A 16,958-nucleotide genomic window follows, 5' to 3' on the forward strand; every position below is an offset into this window, starting at 1 on the left:
TTCGTGATCACGGCAGCCCGATGCGGCGGTAGCGCTCCAGCCGAGCCGCAAGGCGCTCGTCGGCGGACAGCGACCGCAGCCCGGCGAGTTCGGCGGCGACCACCGCCGCGAGCCGCTCGGTGAATGCCCGCGGTTCGTCGGCGGCGTCGGTGTGCTCGGGTATCACCACGTCGACGATGCCGTTGCGTAACAGATCAACTGACCGGATCCCCTGCGCCGCAGCCAGTTCCGGTGCATGGTCGACGTCGCGGTAGACGATCGCACTGGCGCCTTCCGGGGGCAGCGGCGCCAGCCAGCCGTGCTGGGCGGCCAACACCCGGTCGGCGGGCACCATCGCCAGCGCCGGACCGCCGCTGCCCTGGCCGAGCAGCACCGACACCGTCGGGGTGTCCAGGGTGACCAGGTCGGCCAGGCAGTGGGCGATCTCGCCGGCCAGCCCGCCCTCCTCGGCCTCGACCGACAGGGCCGGTCCAGCGGTGTCGATCACCGACACCAGCGGCAGGTGCAGGCTGGCCGCCAGCGCCATGCCCCGCCGGGCCTCCCGCAGCGCCGCCGGGCCGACCAGCCCGCCCACCACGCGTTGCTGGCCGAGCACCACGGCCGGCTGGCCGCCGAAGCGGGCCAGCGCCAGCAGCATGGTCGCCGCCTCGCCCTGTCCGGTGCCCGACAGCAGCACCCGCTCGGTGGAGCCGTACCGCAGCAGATAGCCCACCCCTGGACGGTCGGGGCGCCGTGACGTCTCCACCGACTCCCACGCGTCGACCTGGGGCAGCGACTCGAAGACCGGGGTCGACGGCGCCGGGCCGGGCGCGTCCCACACCACCTTGAGGGCACGGTCGAGCGTGGCGCGCAGCAGCTCGAGCGGCACCACGGCGTCGATCACCCCGCGGCGCTGCAGGTTCTCCGCGGTCTGGACACCGGACGGGAACGGTTCGCCATAGAGGTGCTCGTAGACCCGCGGCCCCAGGAAGCCGATGAGCGCGCCGGGCTCGGCCGCGGTGACGTGCCCCAGCGACCCCCATGACGCGAACACCCCGCCGGTGGTCGGATGGCGCAGGTACACCAGGTAGGGCAGATGGGCGCGCTTGTGCAGTTCCACCGCGGCGGCGATCTTGACCATCTGCAGGAACGCGACGGTGCCCTCCTGCATCCGGGTGCCACCCGAACTCGGCGACGCCAGCAGCGGCAGCCGTTCGGCGGTGGCCCGCTGCACCGCGGCGATGATGCGCTCGGCCGCGGCCACCCCGATGGATCCGGCCAGGAACTCGAACTCGCAGACCACCAGCGCCACCCGGCGGCCGAAGACGCGGCCCTCACCGGTGATGACGGACTCGTCGAGGCCGGTCGCGGCGGTCGCGTCGGCCAGTTCGCGCCGGTAGGAGTCGGTCGACGCGACGGCCAGCGGGGGATCGTCCCAGGACAGAAACGACCCCTCGTCCAGGACGGCGTCACGCAGCGCCAGGGCGCGGATCCGGCTCACAGGAGAAGGCTAATAGGGTGGGGTGATGATCGGAGTGACCCGGGACGGCCACGTGCTGACGCTCGAACTGCAACGTCCGGAGCGGCGCAACGCGCTCAACGCCGAACTCGTCGACGGCCTGCGCGAGGCCATCGAGCACGCCGCGGCCGAGGACGTCCGGGCGATCGTGATCACCGGAGCGGGGCATGTGTTCAGTTCGGGGGCGGATCTGTCCGGCGGGCAGGGTGTCGCCGACGAGTTACCCGACAAGGCCCGGGCGCTGAACCTGGCCATCGACTCCGCACCGCTGCCCGTGATCGGCGCCGTCAACGGCCCGGCCATCGGGGCCGGGGTCATCCTGTCGATGATCTGCGACCTGCGGGTGGTGGCCCCGGAGGCCTACTTCCAGTTCCCGGTCGCCAAATACGGCATCGCGCTGGACAATTGGAGTATCCGCCGGCTGACGTCGCTGGTGGGGGCCGGCCGCGCGCGGGGCATGCTGCTGGCCGCCGAACGCCTCACCGCCGACGTCGCGTTGCAGACCGGGATGGCCAACCGGATCGGCACCCTGGCCGACGCGCAGGCGTGGGCCCAGGAGATCGCGGGCTACGCACCGCTGGCACTGCAGCACGCCAAACGGGTACTCAACGACGACGGCGCCTACGAGGACCCGCGGCCGGTGCACCAGGAACTGTTCGACCGGGCGTGGGCCAGCCAGGACATCATCGAGGCCCAGGTGGCCCGGATCGAGAAACGCCCACCGAGGTTCCAGGGAGCGTGATGGATCTACACACCGCAGTGCGGTACGGGTTCGGCACGGCCTCGGTGCTCGCCGGCGGGTGGGTGCTGCGGGCGCTGCAGGGCACGCCGGCGTCGCTGGGCGCCACCCCGGCCGAGATCGCTCCGGTGGCGCGGCGCTCACCGCACTACCGCGACGGCAAGTTCACCAACCTGGAACCGCCGTCGGGTCTGACGATGGACCGCGAGGTGCAGCGCATGTTGCTGCGCGACCTCGCCAACGCCGGCTCCGTCGGTAAGCCGCCCGGGCCGATTCCGCTGGTCAATCCATCTACGACGGAGTCCGAGATAGACGGCATCGCGGCCAGCTGGTATGGACACTCCAGCGTGTTGATCGACGTGGACGGTTACCGCGTGCTGGCCGACCCGGTGTGGAGCCGGCGCTGCTCGCCGTCGCGCACGGTGGGTCCGCAGCGTCTGCATGAGGTGCCGGTGCTGCTCGAGGCCCTGCCGGCCCTCGACGCGATCCTGATCAGCCACGACCATTACGACCACCTCGACATCGACACCATCGTCGCGCTGGCCAGAACCCAGCGGGCGCCGTTCGTGGTGCCGCTGGGCATCGGGGTCCACCTGCGCAAATGGGGGATTCCGCAAGCCCGGATCGTCGAGCTCGACTGGCATGAGTCGCACCGCATCGATGACCTCACCCTGGTCTGCACGCCGGCCCGGCACTTCTCCGGGCGGTTGTTCAGCCGCGACACCACGCTGTGGGCGTCGTGGGTGGTCACCGGCCCCCGGCACCGCGCCTACTTCGGCGGCGACACCGGGTACACCAAGAGCTTCGCCGAGATCGGGGGCGAACACGGGCCGTTCGACCTGACGCTGCTGCCGATCGGTGCCTACCACCCGGCCTTCGCCGACATTCATATGAACCCGGAAGAGGCGGTCCGCGCTCACCTCGACCTGACCGACCGGGACACCGGCCTGATGGTGCCGATCCACTGGGCCACGTTCCGGCTCTCCCCGCACCCGTGGGCTGAGCCCGCCGAACGACTGGTCGCCGCTGCGGACGACGAGAAAGTCCGCATCGCGGTCCCGATGCCCGGCGCGCGCGTGGATCCGCAGTCGACTTTCGACCCGTGGTGGCGCTTCTAGACGGCCGCGACGCGCTACGGTGCTGAGCATGACGCCCCCGGCCCGGCTGGCCACGCTCGCCCTGCTGGTCGCGCTGCTCGCCGGTTGCAGCACCGACAGCGCTGACCCGGTCGAATCCGCCGGCCCCACCACCAGCACGACTGCATCGGCGGCGCCGACCTCGCAGCTGCCGCCACCGCTGGTGCCGGCGATGCCGCTGCCGGAGAACGCGGTCGCCGACGCCGTGTCCCGTCTCGACGGCATGGTCGACGAGCTGATGACGAAGTCGGGTCTGCCCGGGATGGCGGTCGCCGTCGTGCACAACGGAGAAACCGTCTACAGCAAGGGGTTCGGCGTCAAGAACACCCAACTGGGTGACGAACCGGGCAACCGGGTCGACGCCGACACGGTGTTCCAGCTGGCGTCGCTGTCCAAACCGCTGGGCGCCACCGTGGTGGCCCACCAGGTGGGTGAAGGCGTGATCGGCTGGGACACCCCGCTGGTCGAGCACCTGCCGTGGTTTGCGCTGGCCGACCGCGCGGTCACCGAGATGGTGACCGTCGGCGACATGTACGCCCACCGGTCCGGGCTTCCCGACCACGCCGGCGACCTGCTCGAAGATCTCGGTTACGACCGGCGGCTGGTGCTGGAGAAGCTGCGGGAGTACCCGCTCGACCCGTTCCGCACGTCCTACGCGTACACCAACTTCGGGCTGACCGCCGGGGCCGAGGCCGTCGCGGCCGCCGCCGGCCGCCCGTGGGAGGACCTCAGTCAGCGGGTGTTGTACGAGCCGCTGGGGATGTCCTCGACCAGTTCGCGGTTCGACGACTTCGTAATCAGGCCCAATCGGGCTGTGGGACACCTGCACATCGACGGCCAGTACCGGCCCGACTATGTGCGCGACCCGCAGGCCGAAGCTCCCGCAGGTGGGGTGAGCAGCTCGGCCAACGATCTTTCGCGCTGGCTGACGATGATGCTGGCCGACGGCACTTTCCGGGGCCAACAGATAGTCGACCCGGACGCACTGAATCCGGCGCTCACCCCGCAGAGCGTGTCCGATCGCGCGTCCGATCCGGCCGCACGCTCGGGGTTCTACGGCTACGGGTTCAACGTGGGCACGACGGCAGCGGGCCGCCAGCAGCTCAGCCACTCGGGGGCGTTCGAACTCGGTGCGGGAGCGAACTTCCTGATGCTGCCGTCTGCCGACGTCGCCATCGTGGCACTGACCAACGCCACCCCGTCGGGTGTGCCGGAGACGCTCACCGCGCAGTTCGCCGACCTGGTGCAGTTCGGCGAGATCCGCGAAGACTGGTGGGAGCTCTACCACGGCGTATTCGAGTCCATGGAGAAGCCGGTGGGTTCGCTTGTCGGTGCCCGGCCGCCGGCCCAGCCCGCCCCGCCCGCACCGCTGGCCGACTACGTGGGCCAGTACAGCAACACGTTCTGGGGTCCCGCCCGCGTGCGCGAGACCGACCAGGGCTTGGAACTGGCGCTCGGGCCGAAGTTCGTTGTCCCGCTGAAGCACTGGGACGGTGACGTGTTCACGTTCTCATTCGTCAGCGAGAACGCGCCGCCGGGCAGCGTGTCCAAGGCGACCTTCGACGGCGACTGGCTGACCCTCGAATACTTCGACCAGGACGGCAAAGGAACGTTCACGCGATGAGTACCTCGCTCGTCGTCGGCCTGTCCGACGCCGAGGTCGCCGAGCGCGTCGCGGCCGGTCAGACCAACGACGTTCCCACCCGCGCCGCCCGCAGCGTCTCCGAGATCGTCCGCGGCAACGTCTTGACCCGCATCAACGCGATCCTCGGCGTGCTGTTCGTGATCGTGTTGGCCACCGGGTCGCTCATCAACGGCGCGTTCGGTCTGCTCATCATCGCCAACAGCGCGATCGGCATCATCCAGGAGCTGCGGGCCAAGAACACCCTCGACAAGCTGGCCATCGTCGGGCAGGCCAAACCGTTGGTGCGCCGACTCACCTCCTCCGGGCCCGAAACACGCCGGGTCCTGCCCAGCGAGGTGGTGCTCGACGACATCATCGAGCTCGGCCCCGGCGACCAGATCGTCGTCGACGGTGAGGTCATCGAGGAGGCCAACCTCGAGGTCGACGAATCCCTGCTCACCGGGGAGGCCGACCCGATCGCCAAGGACGCGGGTGAGGCGGTGATGTCGGGCAGTTTCGTGGTGGCCGGCAGCGGCGCCTATCGGGCGACGAAGGTCGGCCGCGAGGCGTACGCGGCCAGACTCGCCGAAGAGGCCAGCAAGTTCACGCTGGTCAAATCCGAGCTGCGCAGCGGCATCAACAAGATCCTGCAGTTCATCACCTATCTGCTGGTGCCCGCCGGGCTCCTGATCATCTACACCCAGTTGTTCACCACCGACGCCGGGTGGCGTCAGTCGGTGCTGCGGATGGTGGGCGCGCTGGTCCCGATGGTGCCCGAAGGGCTCGTGCTGATGACGTCGATCGCGTTCGCGGTCGGGGTGATTCGGCTCGGGCGTCGCCAGTGTCTGGTCAACGAATTACCGGCCATCGAGGGGTTGGCTCGCGTCGACGTCGTCTGCGCGGACAAGACGGGAACGCTCACCGAGAACGGCATGCGGCTGTGCGACCTGCGCGTCGCCGACGACGACCATGGCCCCGACGTCGTCGCGGTGCTGGCACAGCTGGCCGCCGACGATCCCCGTCCCAACGCCAGCATGGCGGCGATCGCCGAGGCGTACCCGACACCGCCCGGCTGGGCCTGCACCGCCACCGCGCCGTTCAAGTCCGCCACCAAGTGGAGCGGCGCGTCCTACGAGATGCACGGCAACTGGGTGATCGGCGCGCCCGACGTGCTGCTGGATCCGGCGTCGCCGATGGCCGCCACCGCGGAACAGATCGGCGCCGATGGGTTGCGGGTGCTGCTGCTCGGGTCCAGCGACCTGCGCGTCGACCATCCGGACGCGCCCGGGACCGTCACGGGCGAGGCGTTGGTGGTACTGGAGCAGCGCATCCGCCCCGATGCTCGTGACACGCTCGATTATTTTGCCGCGCAGAACGTCTCGATCAAGGTCATTTCCGGGGACAACGCGGTGTCCGTCGGCGCGGTGGCCAACTCGCTGGGGCTGCGGGGCGACACCATGGACGCGCGCAAGCTGCCCGAGCAGCCTGACGCGTTGGCCGACACCCTGGAGCAGACCACCACCTTCGGGCGGGTGCGGCCGGACCAGAAGCGGGCGATGGTGCACGCGCTGCAGTCGCGCGGGCACACCGTGGCGATGACCGGAGACGGCGTCAACGACGTGCTCGCCCTCAAGGACGCCGACATCGGCGTCGCGATGGGCTCGGGGAGCTCGGCGTCGCGCGCGGTCGCGCAGATCGTGCTGCTGGACAACAAGTTCGCGACCCTGCCCTATGTGGTCGGCGAGGGCCGCCGGGTGATCGGCAACATCGAGCGCGTCTCCAATCTGTTCCTGACCAAGACGGTGTACTCGGTGCTCCTGGCGGTGCTGGTCGGGCTGGCCGGGTTGGCATCCAAGTTGTTCGGCACCGATCCGCTGCTGTTTCCGTTCCAGCCCATCCACGTCACCATCGCGGCGTGGTTCACCATCGGAATCCCCGCGTTCATTCTGTCGCTGGCGCCCAACAACGAGCGGGCCAAACCCGGGTTCGTCCGCCGGGTGATGACCGCGGCGCTGCCGTCCGGCGTGGTGGTGGGCACTGCGACGTTCACCTCCTACCTGCTGGCCTATCAGGGCCGCGGGGCGTCGGAAACCGAACAGACCCAGGCGTCGACCGCCGCGCTGATCACGCTGCTGGTGTCGGCCCTGTGGGTGCTGGCCTGCGTGGCCCGCCCCTACGAGTGGTGGCGGGTCACGTTGGTGGTGGTGTCGGCGGCGGCCTACCTGGTGATCTTCTCGATCCCACAGGCGCGCGAGCTGTTCCTGCTCGACGCCTCGAACGTGCAGTTCACGTCGATGGCGCTGGGTGTCGGACTGGCCGGAGCGCTGGCCATCGAGGTGATCTGGTGGGCGCAGGGAGCGATGTTGGGAGAACGGCGACAGCTGTGGCGTGGCCGGTAGGCTGGGGACCATGTCGTTTCTGGACAAAGTGAAGAACTGGGTGTCGAAGAATCCCGACAAAGCCGGCAGTGCGATCGACAAGGCCGGCGACTTCTTCGACCAGAAGACCCAGGGTAAGTACGCGCAGCACGTCGACAAGGCGCAGGACGCCGCACGCAACTACGTGACCAAGAACAACCCCGCCCAGCCGGGGACGGCGCAACAGCCACTGGCCGGCGATGCCGGTCAGCCGCAGCAGCCTCCCACCGCCCCGCCGCAGCAGCCTCCCACCGCGCCGCCGCAGCAGCCTCCCACCGCCCCGCCCAGTTCCTAGGGACCATGGCCAAACTCTCTGTCTCCATCGACGTGCCGCTGCCGCCGGAGAAGGCCTGGGAAAGCGCGTCGGATCTGTCCCGCTACCGCGAGTGGCTGTCCATCCACCGGATGTGGCGGTCCAAGCTGCCCGAGACGATCGAGAAGGGCACCGAGCTGGTGTCCATCGTCGAGGTCAAAGGCATGCCCAATCGCGTCCGGTGGACGGTGGTGCACTACAAGCCGCCGCAGGCGATGACCCTCAACGGCGACGGCAAGGGCGGCGTCAAGGTCAAGTTGATCGGCAAGATCAAGCCCGCCGAGGCCGGGCCCCACGCGTCGACGGTGACGTTCGACATCCACCTCGGCGGCCCGGCCCTGTTCGGCCCGATCGGCATGGTCGTCGCCGGCGCGCTGAAGAGCGACATCGCCGAGTCGCTGCAGCGGTTCAAGACCGTGTTCGCGTCCTGAGTCTCGAGCGGTCCTCGAGGTCCACGTTTTGTCGCGGTCCACTCGAACTTCTTCTGCAAAAAGCGGATCTCAAGCATGACAGCGGGGTGCTCACCTCGTCAGCGCCGCGACCGCCTCTGCGACCGGGGTGTCCCCGGCGATCACCTCGAAGGTGTGCCCGCCGGTCTGCGGTGCATCGATGGCAGCGACCAGCACCGCGGCCACGTCGGCGCGGGGAATGCTGCCGCGGCCGGTGTGCTCGGCGATCTGCACCCGCCCGGAGCCCGGGTCGTCGGTGAGGGCGCCGGGGCGGACGATCGTCGTCGACAGCGAACTGCGGGAACGCACGTCGGCGTCGGCGGCGCCCTTGGCGCGCAGGTAGGCGACGAACACCTCGTCGGCCGCATCGTCGGGTACCTGCGCGTCAGCACCCATCGCCGAGATCATCAGGTAGCGCGGCACACCGGCGGCTTCGGCGGCGTCGGCGAGCAGGATCGCGGCGTCGCGGTCGACGGTCTGCTTGCGCGCGGCCCCGCTGCCCGGTCCGGCCCCGGCGGCGAAGATCACCGCGTCGGCGCCGCGCAGATGCGCGGCAACCTCGTCGACGGCGGCGTTCTCCAGATCGAGGACGACCGGTTGGGCGCCCGCCGCCTCCAGGTCCGCCGCGTGGTCCGGGTTGCGGATGAACCCGGCCACGGTGTCGCCGCGGTCGGCGAGCAGGCGTTCGGTCAGCAGCGCGATCTTTCCGTGCCCGCCGGCGATGACGACATGCATGCGCGGTCTCCCTCGTGGGTCAGTTGTGGGTCAGCGGCGGAGACGACGGCGCAGCAGCGCGGTGAACTCCGCCGTCGAGCGGCGCACCGACTCGAGTTCCAGTGACATCACCAACGTGTCTACCATCGCGAACGGCAGCGTGGTCACCACGGCGCCGCGACCGTACTCGATGTGCCATGAGCCGGGTGCGATGGTCAGGCCGCGCGCGTGGCCGCGCTGCAGGCAGGTGCTTTCACCCGGTAGGAGCGACGGCAAGGGTCTGGTCTCGTCGGATTCCAGGTCGTAGGAATCGATCCGGCCGGCCAGCAGGAACTTGTGAATGTCGACGTGTTTGTAACGCCCGGAGAATCCCTGGGTGCCGGTCGGCGAGCCGAATATGACGACGTACTCGCGGGCACTGAAGTACAGGAACCGCACCTTGCCCAGGACGCCACCGGCCTTGCTGCCCACCCAGCGGCCCGGGCCGGGGTCGATCAGGTGGGGGTAGGCGTCGGCGAGCAATTCCACCGCATGCATGACGATTTCGTCGGTGTCAGTGGTCAGCCCGGCGACCTTCGCCGCCACACGCTGCAGAACGTCGGGATCGATCTGGTAGCTCATCGGCACAACTCCATCGGCAGGCGGACGGGCCCGCTGAGGCCCAGCAGCGGCTTCCACGGCACCTCGCCGACGCAGCGGGCGTCGGGCACGCGCGCAGCGAGGATCTTCAGCGCCTCGCTGAGCTCGAGCCTGGCCAGGTTCGCACCCAAGCAGTAATGCACTCCGCCACCGAAAGTCAAGATCGGAGGTGGTGCAGCGCGGGTGATGTCGAACCGCTCGGGATCGTCGTAGACCGTTGCGTCGCGGTTGGCGGCATAGGTGTTGACGACGATGAACGTCCCTGCGGGAAACGTCAACTCACCGAGAGTGATGTCCTGGCCGGCGCTGCGTACGGTGCTGCACATCGATGGGGAGTGGCGCATGGTTTCCTCGACGGCACGCATTGCCAGCTCGGGCTGGTCTCGCAACAGCGCCCACTGTTCGGGGTGTTCGCAGAGCACCTGCATCGACGCGGCGAGCTGGCTGCGGGTGGTGTCGGTGCCGGCGAGCAGGATGCTGAACGCCAGCATGCGCACCTCGGCGGCATTGAGTCGGTCGCCGGAATCCTCGATACGGATGAGCTCGGAGAGCAGGTCATCGGTCAGTTGTCGGCGTCGTTGGGCGATCATCGTGTCGATGTAGGCGTCGAATTCGTCCCAGGCCGCCAGCACGACAGGTTCTTCGGCAGCGAGGTCGCAGTCGAAGCTGACGATCTTGAAGATGTCCTCGGCCCATCGCGAGAACTGCTGCCATTCCTCGCGCGGCGCCCCGAGCAGCGCGCAGATGATCGGGATCGGGTAGGGCCGGGCGATGTCGCCGACGAATTCGCAGGAGCGCCGGGCTGTCGCGTCGTCGATGAGCTCGTTGATGACGGTGCCGATGGTGTCGTGCATGCGCGCGGTGGCCCGCGGTGTGAAGGCCCGTGACACCAGCCCGCGCAGCCGGCGATGCTCGTCGCCCTCCATGTTGAGGATGCTGCGAGTCACTCTGTCCCACAACGGACCTGAGGTGATTCCGTGCGCGGACAGGTGAATACCGGGAGGGATCACGAAACGCGGATCACGCAGCACGGTACGGGCCATCTCGTAGGACAGGATCTCCGGGCCGATCGGGCCCAGGGCGACGGGCGCGGCCTGCTGTGCGGCGCGGAATTGCGGGTAGATCTGCTGGGGTGGGTCGGTGAGTCCGTAGTCCAGAGTGGGCAGGTCCGCCTCGAAGACACTGGTGGCGCTGTCGGTCATGGCATCTCGTTTTCCCATCGCAAAGGCAGTGACGGCAGAGCGCACGTCGCGGACGGCCAGGTGATCTCCGGGACGTGAGCGTCGGCCAGAGCGAAGTTGGGGACACGGGAAAGCCATTCGGAAACAACGATTTTAAGCTCCATCCGGGCCAAGTGTGCACCGAGGCAACGGTGCGGGCCGCCGCCGAAACCCCAGTGCTGGTGCAGCTTGCCGTCGAGGACAAGGTGATCGGTCGATTGGGCATCGCTCCCGTCGCGATTGATGGCGCCGAGCGGGAGCCGGACCTGCGAACCTGCCGGCAGGTCGACGCCCGCGACGGTGACCGGGCGGGTGGTGACGCGGCCCAGGATCGGGGCCGCGGGCTCCAGTCGGACGATCTCCTCGACGAAACTCGCTATCAAAGCCGGGTTTTCGCGCAGCCGCGCTTGAAGTTCAGCGTTTCGGGCCAGCTCCAGCAGCGCCATGCCGATGGTCGCGGTGACGGTGTCCAGGCCGGCGAGCACGAACACCAACGACAAACCGGTTGCTTCGGCATCGGTCAACGGTTCGTCGCGGTGCAGCAGGTCCGACAGAACGCCACCGCGCGGCGACCGGCGCTGCTCGGCAACGGCTTCGGTGAGGTAGCCGAAAAGTTCGGCGGCCGGCGTCAGGTCCACGCTGTCGAGGTCGGTGGCCAGGCTGACCGCGATGATGGCGTCCTTCCAGGCCACCAGCCGGTCCCGATCCTCCAGCGGCAGCCCGAACAGCGTCAGAAACACCTGGGATGGATAGGGGACGGCGAGGTCTGCGATGGCCTCGGACTCGCTCCGATCGCTGATGTCATCGATGATTTCGATCGCCTGCCGCTGCAGCGTGGGAAGCAATGCTCCCATCGTCTGCGGACTGAAGTACTGGTGCAGGATCCGGCGGTAGCGGGTGTGCTCGGGCGGATCGAAACCCAAGGGGACCAGCGGAACCGGGCTGATCATCTCGTCGTAGGAGGTGCGCGATGAGAACACTTGTGGATCACGCAGCGCGGCAAGGACATCCTCGCGGCGGGTGAAGTAATACCAGCCGTCACCGTAGAGCACCGGGCCGAGTTCGCGAAGTTTCGCCCATCCGGCACCGCGGTCACGCGCCATGGGGAGGTCCTCGTAACGGACCAGGGGTAGTGTGTCGATCTCACTCATGAGACGTTGGTGGCCAGCAGGGTCAGGGGCAACCCCAATACCGAGAGATCGACTTCGTGCAGATAGGAGCCGTCCCCGGAGAAGCTCTGACGGAAGCGGACAGTCGCACCGTAGCCGGTGGCGACGGCTTCGGCGTCCGAAGCGTCCGGTACCCGCACCACCACCGTGTAGACACCGTCGCCGTGGCGGTCGAGGAAGTCATTGACCGATGCTGCCACCTCTCCCGACGATCCGGCGATGGGGCTGATGAGCTCGACGCCGTGGTCCCAGTCGAGGTGCACCCGAACGCCGAGTTCGGTGAGATCGGTGGTGTTGAAGGTGAATCCGAGCTCGGTGAACATCGACACTGTCTGGTGCTGTCGCTGCGGTGACACCGCGAAGACGATGTGGTGCAGGCTGGGCGGGGCGGTCACGGCCGCACCAATCCGCGTGGTTTGACCAGACCGAGGTCGAAATGGGTAAGCCATCCCGGGTCGGCATCGCACACGTCGGGGATCGCGTTGACGGCGCCCATGGCTGTCCAGGTGTAGCCCGGGTGGACCATGGAGCCGTCGGGTTGCTCGACTCCCTTGAGGGTCACCTCGGTGGGCGGGTCGCCGTGGATGACCAGTCGGTAGCGCGTCAACCCCCAGTCCCACGATGGGTCCAGTTGCTCCGGAGTGCCGATGACGTAGATCGCGTGGTAGACGATCAGGGGCCGCCCGCCAACCCAGGCGGTCCACTCGTGGTGTTGGGCGGCAACGGTTCCGCGGAGGAGCACCCCCTCAGGGTGGGGGATGTCGACGGCCGCGGTCGCGACGCGCACGTCGGCGGCGGTCACCTCGTCGACGCAGACGCCCAGGCCCTCGGCGATCATGTGCATCGATTGGGCGAAGAACGGCACGCCCAGACCCAGCAGCGTGGGTTCCGACAGGAAAGCGTCCTTGTCCTTGCCGAACCCCATCCAGTCGATGTGGTCCAGCGGGGCGTCGGTCAGCACGTTGACCACCTCGAACAGTTCGATCTTGTCGACTCTGCTCGCGATGCGTGCCACAGTCAGCGGCAGCAGGTCACCGGCGTATCCGGGATGGATCCCGCCGGCGTGAAACGAGGTTCCCCCGTCGCGGCACGCGGCGCGGATGCGCTCACCGCCGTCGCGGAAATCTTCACTGGGATGGAAGAACCCGCTGGTGGTGACGATGTTCTTGCCCGATTCCAGCAGTCGGCACACGGTGTCGAGGTCCATGATGACCGGCGTGTAGAACACGCAGTCGGCGTCGGTGGCGATGATTGATTCCATGTCGTCGGTGGCCTGCAGGCCTACCGGGGCTACGCCAGCGAGTTCACCCGCGTCCTTGCCGACCTTCTCCTTGCTGTGGACCAGCACCCCAACCACGTCGTAAACAGGATTGTCGAGGAAATGCCGCAACCCGGCCTGTCCGACGTCACCGGTCATCCACTGGATGATTCGATATGTCTTGTCGTGCACATCAACTCCTTGGCGGCGTCGTGGTCAGCACCCCGCGCGGAAGGAGCAACGGGAGGTCGGTGTAGGTCGCGATGCCCGGCGGTGCGGCCACCACAGCGGGGATGGCGGTGATGGCGGGCATGGCGGTGATCGTCAATCCGAGCATGACGAAGTCGTCGAGTGTTTCGCCGACGAAATCCGGCGGCGGCTCGAAACTCAGCGTGCTCTTGATGGTCGGCCGACCCTCGACGGTGATCGTGTATCCGAAGGACGGTGACCAGACGGGCTCGAGCGTCTGGCCTTTGGTCCACACGCCGCGGACCTCGATGATCTGGCGGTCGCCGACCAGGCCCGTCCAGCGCACGTCGATACCCGCGACGCATCCTGCCGCGATGGTCCAGTCACCGGGCAGTAGCAGATCCTCGGTGGTCTGTGCATAGTCGGCTTGGCAGCGCACCCCGTCGAGATCCACCCCGAGTGCGTCGGCGACCAGCAGGACCGCTTCCCGGAAGATGCCTGACCCCTTCTCCGTGACAGCTTGGAGTTCAGGATGGCCGATGGGGTAGCCGAATCCCATCGGGATTTCGGTCGCCGGAGAGTTGTAGATGGTGGTGTCGAACGATTCGACGATCGAAATGCGGTCCACTCGGTCGGAGATGCCCGCGGTGACGATCGCGAAGAGCTGGATGAAACCCGGATTGATCCCGCTGCCGAAGATGGTGGCCCCACCCCGCTCACACGCGTCGACGACGCGGTCCCGGCCGGCACAGAGACAGGTTCCGTCGATGAATTCCGAGGTGGTCACCACGTTGATGCCCGCCTCGAGGATGCGCACCAGGTCGTCGACGTCGGCGAACATCGGGTTGTACACCACGCAATCCGGTCCCAGCGCCAGCAACGCGTCGACGTCGTCGGTCGCTGCGATGCCGAGTGGGTCGATGCCGCAGAGCTCACCGACGTCTCTGCCGACCTTGTCGGCCGACCAGGCGTAGCACCCGACGAGGTCCAGTTCGGTGTTGGCCGTGATCGCGTGCACCGACTTCTTACCGACGTTGCCGGTGGTCCACTGCACGACCCGGTAGGTCACGGCTGCGCGCGTTCGCCGGGTCTGAATACCACTGGCACCGAACGAAACCCACGGGTCACCGAATTGCCGTGGAAGGTCGCCTGTAGCTCCGGTGCGAGTGCAAAGTCGGGCATGCGGGACAGCACTCGCTCGAGGCCGACCTGGAACTCCAGCCGGGCAAGGTTGGAGCCGAGGCACCGGTGCACGCCGGCACCGAATCCCAGGTGGCGGTTCTCGCGGCGGTCGAGAATGCACCGGTGTGCGTCCGGGAACTCGGATTCGTCGCGGTTGGCGGCGGCGTAGTTGACGATCACCGACTCGCCGGGCGCGAAGGAGCATCCGCTCAGCTCGGCCTCCTTGGCGACGGTGCGGGGGATGCCGTGGATCGACCCGGCGAATCGGATGAACTCCTCCACCGCCCTGGCCAGGAGGTCGGGGTCGTCGATCAGCCGGTCCCGCTCGGCGGGGTTGGTGGCCAGGTAGTGGTACGCGAAGGACATCGCGCTTGCAGTGGTCTCGAGCCCAGCCTGGACCAGCAGCATGGCGTTCGACACCACGTCGGGGAAGGAAAGTTTCTCGCCGTCGATCTCTGCGGACAGCAGGACGTCGATCATGTCGTCTCGAGGCGCCTGCCGGGTGCGCGCGGTCACCGCGTCGTGCAGATGTTGGTACAGCCCGCCCCACGCGGCCATCCGCGCGTCTTCCGAGGTGCCGTTGAGTGCGGTATCGGTGAGCTCGATGCACAGCGGGACATCCTCGATCGGCATGCCGAGCAGGTACTTGAAGAAGACGATGCCGGGTTGCCGCCAGGCAACCTGGGCGAGGTCGCCGCTACCGGATTCGATGAAATCATCGATGAGCCGGTCGGTTTCGGCGGCGATCTGGGGTCTCAACGCCTTCATCCGGGCCGGGGAGAAGTACGGGTTGAGCACCTTGCGGAACTTCTGCTGCCGCGGCGGATCGAGGGTGATCACCAGATCCCCGGCGAGCTGTTCGGCCCCCTCCGGCGTCGGATTGCTGGAGAAATGCTCCCAGTCCTGCAGGATCTGGACGCACTCCGCGTAGCGCACCGCCACCCACGCACCCGCCGGCGTTGCACTCAGGAATGGTTTGTCGGTGCGGGCGAACGGCGACTGACGCCGCATCACCCGGTAGACCTCGTAGAGGAAGTCCGGGTCGTTGAAGTCCTCGTGACGCAGGTCCCAGTTCCGCGCGTGCGCTTCGAGCGACCGTGTCATGGGTTGGCGCTCTGTTGCTCGGCGGCCTTGCGCGCCTCACGCTCTTCGTGTCTGCGTACCAGCTCGCGGAAGCCGATCCGGTCGTACTTGGGGACCGGCTGGATCCCCCATTCATCCCGAGCGGTGTCCTTGCCTTCGGCGCCTTCTGGCGGGCCGAGCGCCGGGTAGGGAACCTGGCACTCCAGTTCGTCGTCGGAGTAGCGGACTTTGAGCAGCTCACTGCAGATCTCGGTGAGGCTCAGCGTCGGGTATCCGTAGTACACCGCCATGAACGGCAGGGTGAAGGCGCCCTCGATGACGAGGGCGACCAGACACACCAGAACGGCGCGTTTGATCCACTTGTGCATCCGCGCGTAGTACGGCGTGGTGCCCGGAGGAAGGGTTTGCTTCTCCTCGGTGGGTGTCTCCGGTGATGACGTCACAGTTGCTCCTAAATGCTCTCAGTCGGAGAAGATCTCGCGGTTGACCGTGTGTAGATACGGGATCGCGAGGAAGGGGGTGATGTAGAAGATGTCGTACAGCCACCAGCCGATGACCGGGAAGACGACGCCGGCGTAACGGACATCGGCGTAGAGCGTCATGTTGAACACGTACAGGCACCAGATGAGCACACCCATCCAGCAGGTGATGATCATCCACTGGTGGCCCCAGCGCTTCATCTGCAGGAAGCCGATCGCCGCGGCGCATCGCATCGCGAAGACGGTGAGGATCATCCCGAACACCATGGACTTCTCGCCAGGCCCGGCGGCGCCGCCCATCCACAGTTCGTTGTAATGCCAGAAGTAACCGGCATCGAACATCGCGCCCCAACCCACCATCAGCACCCGATTGATGAGTGTGTGGTTGGCCACCAGGTCCAGCGCCCAGCCGAGGCTGTTGAGCATGCCGTCGATCAGCACGAGGTAGCCGATCAAGGTGACGATCATCGGACGGACCGAATACCCCGCCCGCAGGGCCTGACGCTGGAGCCAGACTCCGCGCATGAAGATCGGAAAGCCGATCAGCCCCGGCGCCCACATGCCCATCAGGGCCGCACCGGCGATCATCCACTTGTCGGCCCGTCGCTGCGCCAGCCGCGACTGCTCGTGGTGTTCCTCCATGCTCACGGAGCCGTCGGGCGGAGCCGACGCGGTGGCGGCGCCCGACTTCCGTTTGAGCGTCGGGAAGTTCACAGGTCCCACCAGCCGCGGGTGAACGACATGTAGAGCTGAATGAGGAACATCGTCAGCAGATAGCCGTAGATCACAACCTGCAGGATGATCAGAGCCCGCTTGCGCTTTCGTTCTTTCTGGTCAACCATGGCGGCA

At 67.7% G+C, this 16,958-nt stretch carries 18 protein-coding genes; 6 read left to right on the forward strand and 12 right to left on the reverse strand.

Annotated elements, in window-relative coordinates; genetic code table 11:
• Positions 1-7: 7 nt before the first annotated feature.
• Positions 8-1,480: an acetyl-coenzyme A carboxylase carboxyl transferase subunits beta/alpha gene (locus G6N31_RS25665; protein WP_098001644.1), complete on the reverse strand. Its 1,473-nt coding sequence runs from the start codon at positions 1,478-1,480 to the stop codon at positions 8-10.
• A 25-nt stretch (positions 1,481-1,505) separates the two neighbouring features.
• On the opposite strand from G6N31_RS25665, the gene G6N31_RS25670 reads away from it, so the two are divergent.
• Genes G6N31_RS25670 through G6N31_RS25695 form a run of 6 tightly spaced genes read left to right on the forward strand, consistent with a single transcriptional unit; the run spans position 1,506 to position 8,158 of the window.
• The gene (locus G6N31_RS25670; RefSeq protein ID WP_098001642.1) at positions 1,506-2,240 is read left to right on the forward strand and encodes an enoyl-CoA hydratase; all 735 of its coding nucleotides are present in this window, start codon (positions 1,506-1,508) and stop codon (positions 2,238-2,240) included.
• Positions 2,240-3,355 carry an MBL fold metallo-hydrolase gene (locus tag G6N31_RS25675; protein ID WP_098001640.1) on the forward strand — a complete coding sequence of 372 codons (1,116 nt, stop codon included), beginning with the start codon at positions 2,240-2,242 and terminating at the stop codon, positions 3,353-3,355. Before G6N31_RS25670 ends, G6N31_RS25675 begins: the two co-directional genes overlap by 1 nt.
• Positions 3,356-3,383: 28 nt before the next feature.
• Positions 3,384-4,997, forward strand: coding sequence for a serine hydrolase (locus G6N31_RS25680; RefSeq protein ID WP_098001638.1), 1,614 nt, complete (start codon positions 3,384-3,386; stop codon positions 4,995-4,997).
• Positions 4,994-7,396, forward strand: a complete 2,403-nt coding sequence (locus tag G6N31_RS25685; RefSeq protein WP_098001636.1) for an HAD-IC family P-type ATPase — start codon at positions 4,994-4,996, stop codon at positions 7,394-7,396. The genes G6N31_RS25680 and G6N31_RS25685 overlap by 4 nt, the downstream gene beginning before the upstream one ends.
• 10 nt (positions 7,397-7,406) lie before the next feature.
• Positions 7,407-7,709 (forward strand): antitoxin, encoded by a 303-nt coding sequence (locus G6N31_RS25690; RefSeq protein ID WP_163722385.1) that lies wholly within the window; start codon positions 7,407-7,409, stop codon positions 7,707-7,709.
• Positions 7,710-7,714: 5 nt separating this feature from the next.
• Entirely contained in the window at positions 7,715-8,158 is a 444-nt protein-coding gene (locus tag G6N31_RS25695) for a type II toxin-antitoxin system Rv0910 family toxin (protein WP_098001634.1), read from the forward strand.
• A gap of 90 nt (positions 8,159-8,248) precedes the next feature.
• On the opposite strand, the gene G6N31_RS25700 is transcribed toward G6N31_RS25695, so the two are convergent.
• The 11 genes from G6N31_RS25700 to G6N31_RS27695 form a co-directional block, all read right to left on the reverse strand.
• Positions 8,249-8,911 (reverse strand): NAD(P)H-binding protein, encoded by a 663-nt coding sequence (locus tag G6N31_RS25700; protein WP_098001632.1) that lies wholly within the window; start codon positions 8,909-8,911, stop codon positions 8,249-8,251.
• A gap of 30 nt (positions 8,912-8,941) precedes the next feature.
• Positions 8,942-9,511 (reverse strand): isomerase, encoded by a 570-nt coding sequence (locus G6N31_RS25705; protein ID WP_098001630.1) that lies wholly within the window; start codon positions 9,509-9,511, stop codon positions 8,942-8,944.
• Entirely contained in the window at positions 9,508-10,731 is a 1,224-nt protein-coding gene (locus G6N31_RS25710; protein WP_098001628.1) for a cytochrome P450, read from the reverse strand. The genes G6N31_RS25705 and G6N31_RS25710 overlap by 4 nt, the downstream gene beginning before the upstream one ends.
• Positions 10,728-11,900 (reverse strand): cytochrome P450, encoded by a 1,173-nt coding sequence (locus G6N31_RS25715; protein WP_098001626.1) that lies wholly within the window; start codon positions 11,898-11,900, stop codon positions 10,728-10,730. The genes G6N31_RS25710 and G6N31_RS25715 overlap by 4 nt, the downstream gene beginning before the upstream one ends.
• Complete coding sequence (locus tag G6N31_RS25720) at positions 11,897-12,313, reverse strand: VOC family protein (protein ID WP_098001624.1); 417 nt, start codon at positions 12,311-12,313, stop codon at positions 11,897-11,899. Before G6N31_RS25720 ends, G6N31_RS25715 begins: the two co-directional genes overlap by 4 nt.
• Positions 12,310-13,368 carry an NAD(P)H-dependent amine dehydrogenase family protein gene (locus G6N31_RS25725; RefSeq protein ID WP_098001622.1) on the reverse strand — a complete coding sequence of 353 codons (1,059 nt, stop codon included), beginning with the start codon at positions 13,366-13,368 and terminating at the stop codon, positions 12,310-12,312. The genes G6N31_RS25720 and G6N31_RS25725 overlap by 4 nt, the downstream gene beginning before the upstream one ends.
• Before the next feature lies 1 nt (position 13,369).
• The gene (locus tag G6N31_RS25730; RefSeq protein ID WP_098001620.1) at positions 13,370-14,434 is read right to left on the reverse strand and encodes an NAD(P)H-dependent amine dehydrogenase family protein; all 1,065 of its coding nucleotides are present in this window, start codon (positions 14,432-14,434) and stop codon (positions 13,370-13,372) included.
• Positions 14,431-15,651, reverse strand: a complete 1,221-nt coding sequence (locus tag G6N31_RS25735; protein WP_098001618.1) for a cytochrome P450 — start codon at positions 15,649-15,651, stop codon at positions 14,431-14,433. Before G6N31_RS25735 ends, G6N31_RS25730 begins: the two co-directional genes overlap by 4 nt.
• Positions 15,648-15,998, reverse strand: a complete 351-nt coding sequence (locus tag G6N31_RS25740; RefSeq protein ID WP_276057314.1) for a hypothetical protein — start codon at positions 15,996-15,998, stop codon at positions 15,648-15,650. Before G6N31_RS25740 ends, G6N31_RS25735 begins: the two co-directional genes overlap by 4 nt.
• A 93-nt stretch (positions 15,999-16,091) precedes the next feature.
• Positions 16,092-16,823, reverse strand: a complete 732-nt coding sequence (locus tag G6N31_RS25745; RefSeq protein ID WP_098001614.1) for a hypothetical protein — start codon at positions 16,821-16,823, stop codon at positions 16,092-16,094.
• Positions 16,820-16,951 carry a hypothetical protein gene (locus G6N31_RS27695; RefSeq protein ID WP_264033384.1) on the reverse strand — a complete coding sequence of 44 codons (132 nt, stop codon included), beginning with the start codon at positions 16,949-16,951 and terminating at the stop codon, positions 16,820-16,822. The genes G6N31_RS25745 and G6N31_RS27695 overlap by 4 nt, the downstream gene beginning before the upstream one ends.
• Between the last annotated feature and the right edge of the window lie 7 nt (positions 16,952-16,958).

Source organism: Mycolicibacterium duvalii, from assembly GCF_010726645.1.
Classification (GTDB): Bacteria; Actinomycetota; Actinomycetes; order Mycobacteriales; family Mycobacteriaceae; genus Mycobacterium; species Mycobacterium duvalii.